The sequence below is a fragment of the Marinomonas sp. ef1 genome (assembly GCF_002806845.1).
Lineage (GTDB): Bacteria > Pseudomonadota > Gammaproteobacteria > Pseudomonadales > Marinomonadaceae > Marinomonas > Marinomonas polaris.
On record NZ_NHTT01000003.1, the window covers coordinates 305,520 to 319,189 of the forward strand.

At 41.7% G+C, this 13,670-nt stretch carries 15 protein-coding genes; 6 read left to right on the top strand and 9 right to left on the bottom strand.

Translation table 11 applies throughout. The annotated features are described in order from the left end of the window. Positions 1-54: 54 nt before the first annotated feature. The 4 genes from CCS02_RS06110 (at position 55) to CCS02_RS06125 (ending at position 2,202) form a co-directional block, all read left to right on the top strand. Positions 55-288 carry a CopG family transcriptional regulator gene (locus CCS02_RS06110; protein WP_100636108.1) on the top strand — a complete coding sequence of 78 codons (234 nt, stop codon included), beginning with the start codon at positions 55-57 and terminating at the stop codon, positions 286-288. Between the two features lie 201 nt (positions 289-489). After that, positions 490-759 (top strand): type II toxin-antitoxin system Phd/YefM family antitoxin, encoded by a 270-nt coding sequence (locus tag CCS02_RS06115; RefSeq protein WP_012070385.1) that lies wholly within the window; start codon positions 490-492, stop codon positions 757-759. Beyond that, the gene (locus tag CCS02_RS06120) at positions 760-1,059 is read left to right on the top strand and encodes a type II toxin-antitoxin system RelE/ParE family toxin (protein WP_100636109.1); all 300 of its coding nucleotides are present in this window, start codon (positions 760-762) and stop codon (positions 1,057-1,059) included. A gap of 663 nt (positions 1,060-1,722) precedes the next feature. Then, positions 1,723-2,202 (top strand): hypothetical protein, encoded by a 480-nt coding sequence (locus CCS02_RS06125; RefSeq protein ID WP_100636110.1) that lies wholly within the window; start codon positions 1,723-1,725, stop codon positions 2,200-2,202. A gap of 56 nt (positions 2,203-2,258) precedes the next feature. Here the strand turns inward: CCS02_RS06125 and CCS02_RS06130 are convergent, their stop codons facing one another. Next, complete coding sequence (locus tag CCS02_RS06130; protein ID WP_100636111.1) at positions 2,259-4,121, bottom strand: hypothetical protein; 1,863 nt, start codon at positions 4,119-4,121, stop codon at positions 2,259-2,261. A gap of 307 nt (positions 4,122-4,428) precedes the next feature. Further along, the gene (locus tag CCS02_RS06135; protein WP_100636112.1) at positions 4,429-4,671 is read right to left on the bottom strand and encodes a DUF1127 domain-containing protein; all 243 of its coding nucleotides are present in this window, start codon (positions 4,669-4,671) and stop codon (positions 4,429-4,431) included. A 130-nt stretch (positions 4,672-4,801) separates the two neighbouring features. Here CCS02_RS06135 and CCS02_RS06140 point away from each other — a divergent pair, with 130 nt between their 5' ends. Together CCS02_RS06140 and pssA are read left to right on the top strand one after the other, a co-directional pair. Further along, the gene (locus CCS02_RS06140) at positions 4,802-5,755 is read left to right on the top strand and encodes a LysR substrate-binding domain-containing protein (protein ID WP_100636113.1); all 954 of its coding nucleotides are present in this window, start codon (positions 4,802-4,804) and stop codon (positions 5,753-5,755) included. Positions 5,756-5,884: 129 nt separating this feature from the next. Further along, the gene (gene pssA / locus CCS02_RS06145) at positions 5,885-7,222 is read left to right on the top strand and encodes a CDP-diacylglycerol--serine O-phosphatidyltransferase (RefSeq protein ID WP_100636114.1); all 1,338 of its coding nucleotides are present in this window, start codon (positions 5,885-5,887) and stop codon (positions 7,220-7,222) included. Between the two features lie 66 nt (positions 7,223-7,288). Here the strand turns inward: pssA and CCS02_RS06150 are convergent, their stop codons facing one another. From CCS02_RS06150 to CCS02_RS06180, 7 genes are all read right to left on the bottom strand, one after another. Further along, a complete protein-coding gene (locus CCS02_RS06150; protein ID WP_100636115.1) occupies positions 7,289-7,993 on the bottom strand; it encodes a fumarylacetoacetate hydrolase family protein in 705 nt (234 codons plus the stop codon). 44 nt (positions 7,994-8,037) lie between these two features. Continuing rightward, entirely contained in the window at positions 8,038-9,069 is a 1,032-nt protein-coding gene (locus CCS02_RS06155; RefSeq protein WP_100636116.1) for a cupin domain-containing protein, read from the bottom strand. Positions 9,070-9,129: 60 nt separating this feature from the next. Next, positions 9,130-9,771, bottom strand: coding sequence for a maleylacetoacetate isomerase (gene maiA / locus CCS02_RS06160; RefSeq protein WP_100636117.1), 642 nt, complete (start codon positions 9,769-9,771; stop codon positions 9,130-9,132). A 9-nt stretch (positions 9,772-9,780) separates the two neighbouring features. Continuing rightward, entirely contained in the window at positions 9,781-11,724 is a 1,944-nt protein-coding gene (locus tag CCS02_RS06165; RefSeq protein WP_100636118.1) for a TRAP transporter permease, read from the bottom strand. A gap of 55 nt (positions 11,725-11,779) precedes the next feature. Continuing rightward, on the bottom strand, positions 11,780-12,742 hold the full coding sequence (locus CCS02_RS06170; protein WP_072840526.1) for a TAXI family TRAP transporter solute-binding subunit: 963 nt from the start codon (positions 12,740-12,742) through the stop codon (positions 11,780-11,782). Between the two features lie 89 nt (positions 12,743-12,831). Further along, the gene (locus CCS02_RS06175; protein ID WP_072840527.1) at positions 12,832-13,146 is read right to left on the bottom strand and encodes a non-heme iron oxygenase ferredoxin subunit; all 315 of its coding nucleotides are present in this window, start codon (positions 13,144-13,146) and stop codon (positions 12,832-12,834) included. Between the two features lie 35 nt (positions 13,147-13,181). Next, a complete protein-coding gene (locus tag CCS02_RS06180) occupies positions 13,182-13,670 on the bottom strand; it encodes an aromatic-ring-hydroxylating dioxygenase subunit beta (protein WP_100636119.1) in 489 nt (162 codons plus the stop codon).

Consider the following 13,670-nt stretch of genomic DNA (forward strand, 5'->3'; position numbering starts at 1 on the left):
TCAACGTTATAGCGCTACAATGTAAAGGCTACAAAGGAATCGTCGAGGCATAACATGAGTAATTTATCAAAGCGTTCAATCGTTTATTTTGAACCAGACATCCTCAAAGCGTTAAAAATGCGAGCAGCATCATCGGATGTTTCTGTTTCAGAGTTAATTGATGAAGCGGTTCGTTTGCTTATTGGAGAAGACCAAGAAGACCTTGCTGCTATATCAGAACGAGTGAATGAGCCAGAAGTGTCTTATAAAGACTTTCAGAGTGAATTAAAAATTATTGGCAAATTATAAAACCTGCATCGGAATTACCTCAATAAAGCAAAGGGTCGAACCCCTTTTCCTCCAATACACTATCAGAAACAACAAGCCTTCATGGAAAAGGGCTTTGACCCTGACTTCCAAAACCAGCCTTAAATGCGAGCATTATGCTCCTTGACCGCACCTGTTAACGGGTGCTATTAATAGCACTTGATTGCTCGCTAGGAAGTCACTATGCAGATTAAATTTTCCGAGGATGTTATTCCTCTATCAGACCTTAAGATCAATCCCGGAAAGGTAGTTGGTCGAACACAGGAAACGCATCGCCCAATTTTGCTTACCAGTCGCGGCCGCGGCGTTGCGGTGGTTCAGGGGCTTGAAGATTATGAGAAAACCGCAGAGGAATTGCGATTTGTAAAAGCCGTGGCGCAGGGACTAATGGATGCTCGCGAAGGCAACACCGTATCCTTGGAGGACGCCAAGAAAACCTTGGGAATCAAGTAAATGGAATTACGCATCGCACAGTCTGCTCTTGAAGATTTACAAGCGATTCAGAAGTATTACCGAGAGGAGGGAGTGCCGCATATCGGTGAGGACTTCATCGCTACTATATTGAAGCGTTGTGGCATGCTTCAAATTCACCCTGATGCAGGTCGAATTGTCCCTGAATTCAATATGGATCATATTCGCGAATTAATTCACGCGCCATTTCGGGTTGTCTACCTCAGACAAGCTAAAGAGATTGTGCTAATACGAGTCTGGCGAAGTGAGAGACAGCTTGAACTGACAGAGAATGAAACATAAGCAAACACCACCGCTCGATGTTAATATTCAACATTACCGTTAGACCTCGCTCTTGGCGTTCGCCTTGCTTCCTGCAAGTCATCTCCAAACGTAGGGCACGATAAGCGGAGCGTAATCTGCCGCGAAAGCGAAGCTTTCTTTGTATGACTTCCGTTGGAGATGCGAGCAAGCCGAAACCATCACTCGACACTATCGTTTGACCTCGCTCTTAGTGTTCGCCTTGCTTCACATCAATCTTATAAATCATTGATCTAACATTTTTTTGTAGGTCGCGGCTTCAGCCCGACAATGTAATTAATTTCCTTCCCTTCAGTTAGGCATAAATACATTGCCTTGAAAGCGGATTAGGTCATAAGGCCTGACGGAATTGTTTGCCTCGCTGGTCAAATCGCGTTACAAAAGAGTAAATATAGAACCAACATAGCGGTGATAAAAGGCGATCTGAAGCGGCATAGTCCAAACAGACTTTGGTATTTAGCGAGTTATTTAACAGGGACGTCCCACCATGAAAAAAGCAAATCCCCTATATAGACAACGCAGCCGTTCAACAGTGGGTTATAGCCGCAGCTACGCTGCTGTATAACCCTTAATTGTTATAACACAAGATGCATAGTTCTATATTTACGCATTTCAATAGTGAATTTAGATTAAGAAAAATTTCATATGCACATAAATGAACTAACATCTTCCCCTTTTAAAGAAGCTGAATTAGACAATATTTTAAGTTTAACGGAAGAAAATGAATATCACTTATCTCAATGGAGGCTAACCTCTAAACATCGAGAAAAATTTAAGTGGAGCGCAATCATTAGCTCATTAGCAGTTAGTCAAGCTATATATATGAAGGATGCTTCAATAATAGCTCATGTATTTAATTTGAAATTTGGTATTGTTGCTGGATTTATTTTGATTTTTTATTCATTTTTTCAATGGTATACCCTCAGAAAAAACGCGTCAGAAAGCTATGAACTCGCAAATAAAATACAACGAGATACTGAAGAGAAATATGGTGTACGTCTCATTACTGCGAATTGCGTGGTTGTAGATAGCGATAAATATAGCTATTTCATCAGGCTGCCATCTTTCGAAATTTACAATCGTACAGAGCGAAAGAAGGGGGATTTAGAGTCAGATGAAAAATAGCGTTTTTTTCATCTGACCCTAAATTCGATATGGCGTTGATTTAAGTTCTAATAACTTTAAACATTCTTAGCAATTAGGTCTGCTTTTAACAGACCACCCTTTGTAAAGAGTTTTGCAGAAAAATTCGGATTTCTTCTAGATTTAAATGCATCTAATATCTGCTTAAGTCCAGCAGCTTCTAATAAGGATATATTAATCTCTGTATCCATTTCGGCTGATTCAACAAAGTCGGTAGAAAATGATGGAGCGATGATTAATACTTGAGCCACACGCTTTCCTGAAGATTCGCAACGATTAACATAAGCTTTAACTTGGCGCGAAGTTGTTGAGTATTTAGCGAAATCCCCATTCTTACAGGTTTTAGCTTCGCCGATGATTATATCGTCTTCGCTCAGTGAAAGAATAATATCTGCTTTATCTTTTGCTGTATTGATAGATCTTCTTAAATCTTCATCTACATCAAGGCCAAGTTGTTCGAAGATGGCTTTAGTTACCTCCTCGAACTTAATGCCAATATCGGCTTCTGTGATTTCTATTCCCTCATTTTTTAAACCTGCAAGATCCCTTTTTGCTAACAATGCGTAGTTTTCAATTAGCTTATCTGTAGCATCGGCAAAGCTCTCCAAAATGACTAAGCGTGGATTTCCCCGCTTGCTCACCCCCATACTGTCGCGAACAGATTTAATATCTTCATTGGACAGCATGTAAAGAATATCGTGAGGAGTGATGCTCAATGCTCTAAGTTTATCGACATCTAGTTCCTCATTATCTTCAATTTCAAAATCTTGGTGTAGGACTGATGTTAGTGTTGGGAAGTGGGTTTTTAAGGTGGAAAATAGATCTTTAAAGCCAGTAGCACTGAGTGCATTGAATTCATTTTCTGTAGAGGAGTTTAGAGATGAGATAATTAAATCTGTTCTTTCATCAAGTGTTGTACCTATTTTATCTAAACCTAAATCTAGGTCAGAAATGAGTACTTTTAAACGCTCTTTACGATCGTTAATATTTGCGTCAGGGTTGTTGATGTCTTGTTGTAGTACTAGGGATATCGGTAAGCCCATTTTAATGATTTCACTGATTTTTTCTTTTCGTTCCTTGCCTCTGATACGTTTGCCATGGGCTTTGAGAATATTTGATAGCTCAGAGTCGCTTAGAGTGCGTAATATGCGTAGTAAATGTTTATCCGCCAATTCTTTACCTTGCATTCGGTTGAGCATTGCGACTATTTCATCGGCAATGTAAACGGTTAGGTTTTTTCGGCTTACAAAAACAAGTCCGACTTCTCGTAAAGTGTTGAGGCAGTCTTGGACTCCTGTTTGAGGAATAGCATTGACTAAATGCTCAACTGCGGATTTCTGATCGGCTGTAATGTCCAGTTTGTTAGCTAAGACATTTAAAATGCTTCTTTCATCATCTGTGATTTTGGCTTCTCTATTGTTCCTCTCATCATTAGTGTATGCCTCTTTAAGGCATGAATAATAGATTTCTAAACGCTTAGCTTCATTAAATTCCTCATTATCGAGCGAAGCTTCTATTAAACTATTTATTTCCTTAGCCTTAGAATCTATGGAGGTCCATTCTTTGGTGTAGAGAGCTTCAATCCATGATAGGCGTGCAATGCAGTTTCCATCTCGGCTGACTATATTGATAAGCAAAGATGCTTGTGCTCCAAGCATAGCTAACTGTTCTTTAACACTTTTTTCAAAGTAAGGAAGAACTAACTCAAAGAGTTGAATGATCTCGCCACTGGAGGCATTTTTTATTTGTCCGTCAATATTGTTGACTCGTTTTGCCAGTTCTTTATCGTGTGTAATTGCTTCGCTACAAACACGATCTAAAAAATTTATAAACTTTGATTTTTCAACTTGATTAACTGTAGACAGTATATTTGATAGTTTTACCTTCTCATCCTTTTTCACGGTTTAATTCGAAGTTACCATCAAAAAAACAATAAATCATTGAAAAAGTATTAATAGAGAAATAAGTTTTGTTATTTTCTGTGAGAGGTTTTGATTATTATAGAAATGATTTTTATAGTTTTTTTGATGTTTTTATTAGTTTGTAGGGTGGTATAAATTTAAACTATAAAAAAACGTTGTATATGATATTGGTTATAATTTATAAATATTGTGTCGTTTTTGTTAAAACTAATGGTGTTAAGATTTTTTAACCTTCTTTTCAACAAGGGCACTCCACCAAGCGCCCTTGCTCCCACCCCAATCACATTCACTTCCAAACCGGCTTTCTCACTTCTTGATCCACGTCGGCGGCGGTTAGGCCGAGGTCTTTTAGTTGAGCGTCGTTAAGTTGGCTCAATCTGCTTCTTGTACGCCAGTTGTGGGCTATTTTGGCTAGGCGTTGTTTCCATGTGTTTGCTTCTAGTTTAGCTAATGCGTTTTTGCAGTTAGAGGTTATGTCTAGTTGGTTGTTTTCGAGGTTGTTTAATTCTTCTGATGTGCAGTTTTTCATGGCGCTATCCTTTTCTCTGTTAATTGGTTTGTTTGCTTTGTGTTCAAATAATCGCCTTTTAATTGCGGTGCGACAAATGAGAAAAAGTGTTTTATAGTTAAGAAAATCTTACTTATAAAGGGTGTCTTTCATGTCTTCTAATCGAGCTTTACCGCCGCTGAAATCTTTGCAGGCGTTTCGTTATGCGGCACAGACGTTGAGTTTTAAGAAGGCGGCGGAGTCTCTTTTTGTGACGCAGGCGGCGGTGAGTCAGCAGATTAAAACCTTGGAGCAGGCGTTGAGTGTTGAGTTGTTTGAACGACACACTCGCCAAGTGGTTCTGACATCGGAAGGGCAGTATTTATTTGACTACGTTGAGAAGGCGTTTGGTTTATTAGAAGAAGGGGTAAAAGGCATCACGGAAGATCCGAACCCCAATACCTTGGTGATTAGTTCGGTGCCATCGTTTTCGAGTCGTTGGCTGGTGTCACGTTTGGGTGGGTTTCAATCACAAGAGCCGGAGATTAACCTTCGCCTAAGTCCGAGTATTGATTTATCGACTTTTACTGATAGTGATTTGGATTTGTGTATTCGCTTAGGTCGAGGTGAATATGCGGGGCTGAAATCGCAATTGTTATTCAGGGAGCATTTGGTGCTGGTTTGCCATCCTTCGATGATTAATCTGGACCAGCCAATTAAGGCGCAGTTAATCAATATTCCGATTATTACTGATACTGGGCCAGATGTTCGGCATGTATGGCCTGTGTTGCAGCGGTTTTTGGATCTTTACGATATGCCGATGAAATCGCATTTGCATGTGGCGGATTCGACTTCCTTGGTGGAAGCGTTGTTGTCTCGACAAGGTCTTGCGATGATGCGTTATGGTTTGGTGTATGAGCAGATCGAGAAAGGTCAGCTTATTTGTCCGCTGCCTATTTATATGAAGTCGCAGTATGACTTTTACCTTGTAGCGCCAGCACCGCATTTTAAGTACCAAAAAGTGATGGCGTTCAAGCGCTGGATTGAAGATGAGGTGAAGGTGATTGATTCCTCTTGGAAGGCGTATTTGAAAAATAACCCTGATATGGAAGAGGTTAGGGTTTAAGCCGTATTTGATGTCTCCAATGTTTGTCACTTTTGCGCAGTTTGAGCACAAGTGATTCTTTTTTAGGAAAAAAGCGGCGAATTTGTTACAGTCTGTCGTTAGTTAAAAATAAGGTAGCACCTCTGTATTATGCTCATTAGAAATTTATTCGGTTCATTGCCTACTTTTGCAGTTGAACCTGACCAATTCCAAGTTCTGCAATCTGCCCTTAGTTTTCGAGAATATTTATTAGAAGCGATCCATAACGCTACGTCGAGAATTTATCTTGTTGCGCTTTATCTTGAAAATGATGAAGCAGGCAGGGAGGTTTTGACGGCTGTTTATGAAGCCAAACAGCGTAACCCTGAGTTAGATATTGTTATTTGTGTGGATTGGCATCGTGCTCAGCGCGGTTTGATCGGCGCAGAAAAAGCCAAAGGCAACGCCGCTATGTATCAGGCGTATGCTGAGAAATATGAGCATGCCATTCCTGTTTATGGTGTGCCGGTTCGTAATCGTGAAGTGTTTGGTGTTTTGCATTTAAAAGGTTTTGTCATCGACGATACTGTGATTTACAGCGGTGCGAGTTTAAACAACGTTTATCTGCATTATCAGGATCGCTATCGATTTGATCGGTATCATGTTATTCAGAATCCATCGCTGGCAGATAGCATGGCGGGATTCATTCGTAAAGAGATGATCCAAAATCCTGCGGTGAATAATCTTGCTGAAACGGATTTACCTTCAACGAAAGAGCTTAAATCCACAATTCGGCAGTTTAGAATCTCGCTGGGTAAGTCGTCTTATAGTGGCGAAAAGCAAGTGGTAGGTGATCATCAGGTGGCGGTGACGCCTATGGTTGGCGTGGGTAAGCGTAACAATGTGCTTAACCAAAAAATTACTGCGTTGTTGGCGGATGCGAAACAAGAGATCGTGCTTTGTACGCCGTATTTTAACCTTCCTAAAGTGGTGTTGAGAGAAGTGAAGCGTGCTATTAAGCGTGGCGTGAAGGTTCATGTTGTGGTGGGGGATAAAACCGCCAACGATTTTTATATCGCGCCAGATCAGCCTTTTAAAGCTATTGGTGGTTTACCGTATTTGTACGAGATGAATTTGCGTAAGTTTGCTCGCGCTAATGAAAGCCATATTGCGTCGGGTGGTTTGTCTATTCATTTATGGAAGCACGACAACAATAGTTATCACCTAAAAGGGCTTTGGGTAGATCGTCGTACCATGTTGCTAACAGGCAATAATGTGAACCCAAGAGCGTGGGCGCTTGATTTGGAAAACGGCTTATTGATTGAAGATCCAAATCAGCATTTGCTCGCTAAGTTCACTGCTGAGTTTGACAATATTCATAAGTATACGCAGCGAATCTCATCTTATAGTCAGCTTGAAACCATTCATGATTATCCAGTGAAAATCCAAAGGCTGCTAAAAAAAGTTATTCGAACACGGGCGGATAGATTACTTAAGCGGATTTTGTAGTTTTTGAGTGTGTTCTTTCTTAATTAAAGGGTTGAAGCTGTATGCTTCAACCCTTTTTTATTTGATCTAATTCTGATTAATATCCAGCTGTATAGAGCCAATTCCCTCGATAGCACCGATGATTCTGTCTCCTTGTACTACGGGACCGACACCGTCTGGTGTGCCTGTGTAAATTAAATCACCTGGTTGTAGGTGATAGAACTTAGACAAATGAGCGATGATCTCACGCACGTTCCAAATCAAAAGGTTGATATCCGAGGCTTGTTTTGTCTTACCATTGACTGCTAGCTCTATTTTACCTTGGGTAATGAAGCCCGTTTTTTTAATCGGAATTATAGGGGCCAGTATGGCGGATTCTTCGAAGTCTTTACCTAAATCCCATGGTCGACCGGTTTCACGAGCTTTTAATTGTAGGTCACGACGTGTCATGTCTAGTCCACAGGCGTAGCCGAAGATGATGTTTTCCGCTTGTTCTTCAGTGACGTTAAAACCTTCCTTGCCAATGGCAACAACAAATTCCATTTCATAATGATAGTTGGCAGTTTGTGGTGGATAGTTGATGCTTGAACCACTGGACACGTAAGTACTGGCGTCCTTGATAAAGTAAAAAGGTTCCTGCGTGGTTTTATCAACAGCGACGCCCATTTCTGCTGCGTGGGCGTGGTAATTGCGGCCAACACAAAAAATCCTATGTATTGGAAATAGATTGTCTGAATCAGCAATTTTAGCTAAAACGGGTTCTTTTGCAGGAAACGCAAGTTTGTTCGTCATGATTTTGTCCTTTTATTAAATACAATGGAGGCAGAATAAACCGATTAAAAAATACCAAGATAACGATGAAGAGGAGCTTCGTCAGCGGTAATGATGAAAGCTGGTTCGGTGGTAGAGGCATTGCTTATGGTTATTTCTGTGTAACCAGGAGCGCTAAGGGTGTCTTTTTCTGTCCAATGGATAGAGTCATTGGTATCGACTTTTAGTGAGCCTTGGCCTTCTACAATATGAAAAACGCATGCTGTGGTGCGTTTGGGTAGTGATAAGGTTTCCCCAGGACGTAACATCATGGCGCCAAAACCAATGCTTGGGAATAAGCTGGAACCTGTTTCTGGATTCACATAAGTAATACGTAACGGTCTATCACCATAGTGTTGTGCCATTTCCAGAAGACAAGCGCGGGTTTTTGTCCATGGATATCGCAACATAGGGGAGTCTACACTTGCTCGCTGGAAGTCAAATTCAGGTACTACGCCAGCGGCACTGTATTCAGCAAATGATTTGTCTCGTTCTAAGGTTGTAGTTTGAGGTTTTCCCTCGATTGCCCAAGAGCTTTCTAATTGATACATCAGAGGTAAATCTAAAATATCTAGCCAGATAATAGGCACATCACCAACGTGTTGGTGTTCATGCCACTTACCTGAAGGCGTCAAGATCAGGTCGCCACGTTCCATTATGCAAGGTTCGCCATCGACAATGGTCGTCGCTCCTTTGCCTTCAATGATGATGCGTACCGCATTCGGAGTGTGACGATGGTTAGGAGCGGTTTCACCAGGCAAAATCAATTGCAGGCCCATGTAAATACTCGGAGTAGCTTGCATGTTAGCGAGCCCGTGGCCTGGATTAGCCAATACCAACACTCGACGCTCAGCTTTTTCTATTGGCGTTAAATCACCAGCTTCAATCAACAAGGGACGAAGCTTATCAAAACGCCAATTTAGCGTTTGTGTTTTACGACTTGGGACTTTATGGGGCAAAACTGCTCGCATATTTGGCCACAATGGCACCAAATTCAATTCTGTTAATTTGTCGCGATAGGATTGAGGTAAATCCTCTAAAGTTCCTAATGATTGCATATGACTCTCCTCGTATTTGGATGTGTCGGTGTTTAGATAATGTTGTTTAATTCATGCTCTTTAATTCATGTAATCGGGTTGTTGATCCGGTGCAGCTTGTTGAAAAGCAGGCTGCTGCTGGCAATGCTCATATACAGCTAATACTTTAGGGAAAGTCGATAGATCACAACCGAAGCGCAAAGCATTAGCGACTTGTGGGACCAGACAGCAATCGGCTAGAGTTGGTTGTTCTCCAAAACAATAAGAACCGTGACCATGTCTCGTTAGTAGTGTTTCTACTGCAGTAAAGCCTTCATTAATCCAATGTTGGTACCAGTCATTTTTTTGTTCGTCACTAATGCCAAATTCTTTTTTCAAATACCCTAGAATGCGTGGGTTGTTGACTGGATGCATATCACAGGCAATGACATTGGCTAGCTCTAGTACTCGGCTTCGATCCATGTTGTCTGCGGGAATAAGTCTTGGAATAGGATGGGTTTTATCCAAATAGTCGATGATAGCCAGGGATTGGCTGAGCGTTTGCTCATCATCGGTAATGAGCACAGGTACACCTTTTGATGGATTTATACGCATGTAATCCATGCTGGATTGCTCACCAATGCGGATGTTTATTCCATGGTGCTGATAATCTAGTCCCTTTAGGGCTAAAGCGATACGAACTCGATAGGAGGTCGAACTGTTGAAAAAATTATATAAATACATAGCTGCTTCCTAAGATTGAGTCTGTTTAGATGACGCCTGAGACGTTGCTTTATTAACGAGAAGAGTTGCGCAAAGTAGAGTAGCTAATAGAGCCAGACCTGCCACCTTTGGAGCAATTGGCGTATCACCGCCTTGTAAATTTGGCAGTAAAAATAAGCCTCCCGCGATGACAAAACCAAATCGAAATACGAGGTTTAGTTTATTTTTGAAGTAACCCGCAAAGCCTACCGATACAGCCCAAACACCGATCAGTGCGCTCATCACTGTAATGACAATTTGTGATGTCTCTCCGATTAATAAGAGTGACGGCGTTGTGACAAACAAGAATGGGATAATGTATGCCGTCCAACCGAGTCTCATTGAGGTCAATGCTGTTTTCATTGGATTTGCCTTGGCAATGCTGGCAGCAAAGAAGGCGCCAATGGCTATCGGCGGTGTCACCATGGACATCATGCCCAGATAGAAGATGAACAGATGTGCTGCAATAGGTTCTACACCAACTTGAATTAATGAGGGCGCGACTAAAACAGCGAGCAATAAATACACGCCGACGGTTGGCATTCCCATACCGAGTACGATGCAAACCACAGCAGAAATGACCAGTAAGAGGAATAGATTGCCTTGGCCTAATTCGACCAAGAAATAGGTTAATCCGAAGCCTAAGCCGGTGATATTTAGTATGCCGATAATGAACCCTGCAGCGGCACCAATCATGATGATATCGACAATAGAATGCCCAGTTTCCTCTAGGCTGCCCAAGATGTCTTTAGCGCCCATGCGTTTGCCCTTATAACCTTTTAATACACCAACAATTAGTGCACCAAGAGCACCCCAAAGGGCGGCCGTTTCCGGACGTTGGTTAAAGCTAAAGAGGGCTAAAATTACGGCAGCGAAAGGAATGATAAAAATCCAACCTTGTTGTAGAACCTTTCTTTTAGAGGGAATAAGTGCAGGATCAATCGGTTTGATTTGTTCTTTTGCCGCTTCTAAATCAACTTGGATATACAGTGCTGCATAGTAAAGAATGGCAGGTACCAAAGCGGCAATGACCACCTCGCTATAACCAATTTGCAGGAATTCTGCCATCAAGAAAGCCACAGCACCCATTACAGGAGGCATAATTTGCCCACCCGTTGATGCAACAGTTTCAATGGCGGCTGCCGTGTGAGGTTTGAATCCACCTTTTTTCATCATACGAATAGTGACGACACCTGTAGCCACAATATTCGATACAACGACGCCGGAAATGGAGCCAAATAACGCTGAAGCGATAGTGGCGATTTTGCCTGAACCACCTTTGCTTCGACCCATTAGAGCTAAAGCAATATCATTGAAAAAGTCAGCTCCACCAGAACGAAGTAGCAGCTGCCCGAATAAAATAAAGCCAATAACAATGGTGGCCGCTACGTTAAGGGTTAACCCTAACATACCGTTAGTATCGACACCGAGATAAACGAAGAGTCTATCTAGGTCAATGTCACGTGTTTGTAGAGGGCCTGAAAGATGGCTGCCTAGTAGGGCGAATACCATAAATAGCATGACGACAATGACTAAGGTGAGCCCAACTACTCGTCTTAATCCTTCCAATACCAGAACAAATAGTATGGCGGAAATTGCTAAGGCATCTAAAGGAAGATCGAGTTGTCGCTCAACAAGATCAGGATATTGCACTGCTAAATATAGACTGGTGATCAAACCGAGTAGCGCAAGCAGACCATTTAGGCTGCGTTTTAATTGGCTACTTTGGGGTTTTAGAAAGACCAGCGCTAAGCTGATCCCCAAGATCACCGCTAGATATTGTTCAGTATAAATTGCAATTCCTAAGCGGCTGAAAAGATCAGCGGCAAAAGCAATGGCGGCGAGGGCGATTAACACCCCTAAGCCATTTCTTAATACTGATATCATCGCAGGCTCGTGAATAACAACTTCTTGAGTTGATGATTCCGTGTTCATTTAAAGCACCTTTTACTGAAGTAAATAAGAGTACTGATGGTTAAAAAGAGAGGTATTACTCCTGCCAAAGGCCTTTTTCTTTGAAGTAACGAATCGCACCTGGGTGGTATTGAATTCCGGGATAGTTTTTGTTTGGTGTATTAATAGCTAATGTTTTAAAGCCTGGGTAAAGCTGTACCAAGGCGTCTTTGTTTTCCAAAATGGCTTTTACCATTTGGTAGACTTGCTCATCAGAGACTTTGTCATTGACGACTAAGACGTTATCCCATGTCAGCATGTTTATGGTTTTGTCGATGCCAACTAGATGCGGTGCAGGTTTAATTTCTGAAAAATAAAAAGCAGGGCGTATTTTTAGTACTGCGTCGAGCGCCGCTTGATCCGCGTTGACAGGAAGAAAGGTGACGCCACCAACAGACGCATCAACTTCCGCCACTTTGGGTCCACCTACAGCAAAATAAGTTGCATCTAAACGATTGGCGGAAAGATTGTCAGCAGCACGAATTAAGTCAGGAACAGGAACTTGTTGAACATCGTCCCAAGTTAAGCCGCCAGTTGCCAACATGGCCTCCATGTGAGGACGACCAATTGGAAAAGCATTCCAACCTGATGCAACGCGTTTACCTTTTAAATCTGCAATCGTATTTATGCCCGCGTCTTTACGGACAAAAATGCCAATAGGTTGAGGGCTGATTCGTAGGGCAATTCTTAAGTGGTCGCGTTTTTTACCCTTGTAATCTGCTTCGCCTTGGGCAGCCACTATGGCATCGTTTACATCATTAATGGCAAACTCGGCCAAGCCTTGATTTACCGCATCCATCATGGCGCGGTTGCCGCTATAGGGCTGAACCACTAAATTAATGTTTTCTTTGGATCTGCCTACATTGGCTATGCCATTACTCATCGTGTTCCAAACAGAACCTTGTGGCGGTGACGCAATAGACAAAATTTGTGCAGAGGTATTGGCTGATAGCAGCGTGATTGAGCAAGTAGTAAGAACTGCTAATAGTGATTTTTTCATTGTTTCTCTCCAGATTATTTATATTTATTGTTTGCTGGTTTGCCAGTGATATCACAGCAGATGTTATAAGCATCAGACAGTAAATATCGTTAACTAAATCTTAGGAAAACCTGCCCGTTTTCCGTTCGAGTTACATAGGTTTTAATGTCTTCTGTTAGCGGTTCGCTCATGGCTTTACCGCTTTTTATACAGAACCGTCCTTGATGAAGAGGGCATTCAATTTCCCCATCTTCCAAGAAACCATCGCTTAACAAGGCATGCCCATGTGTGCAGATATTGTCTGTAGCGAAGATTTCATCTTCTACTTTATAAAGTGCTATCTGGTGGCCATTTACAGTGATACCAATAACGTCATCTTCGGGAATATCGTTAATACTGATCGTATTTATCCAATTTTCGCTCATAGGGACCTCGACTTATCCTTATGTTTTTAAGTGAGTTAGATGGGGTAAATTAACGAGTTGAGGATCATCTCGTTATCAAAAATACAGAGGCGGGATTCAATCTGAATACCATCATCTGTTATCCGCAAGCGATCGAGATAACGACCTACGTTGTAGACTTCTGCAATACCATCATTTTTGGTTCGGAAAACGGTGTAATTTGCTTGTGATTCAATAACACCTTTATCAGATTCACTGAGAATTAATGGTGATGACACCATATGCAATTGATGGTAAGGGTCGTGAAATATTGTTTCCGTGATGCCATAAATACGGTCTTTCAGCATGCCTTTACTGGTTAGCGAAAGCGCTGCCATTGGCAAGTTTCTGTCATAGTTTTCACGAGCTTGAATCTTGTAGACACAATCCTCTGCGAACATATCGAGCCATGCAGTCCAATTAGCTTGATCCACTACGGCGGCGTAGGTTTGATAGAACTGAGTCAGCTTTAGATAGTTTTCAGTTGTTATTAGCGTTGTTTTCAT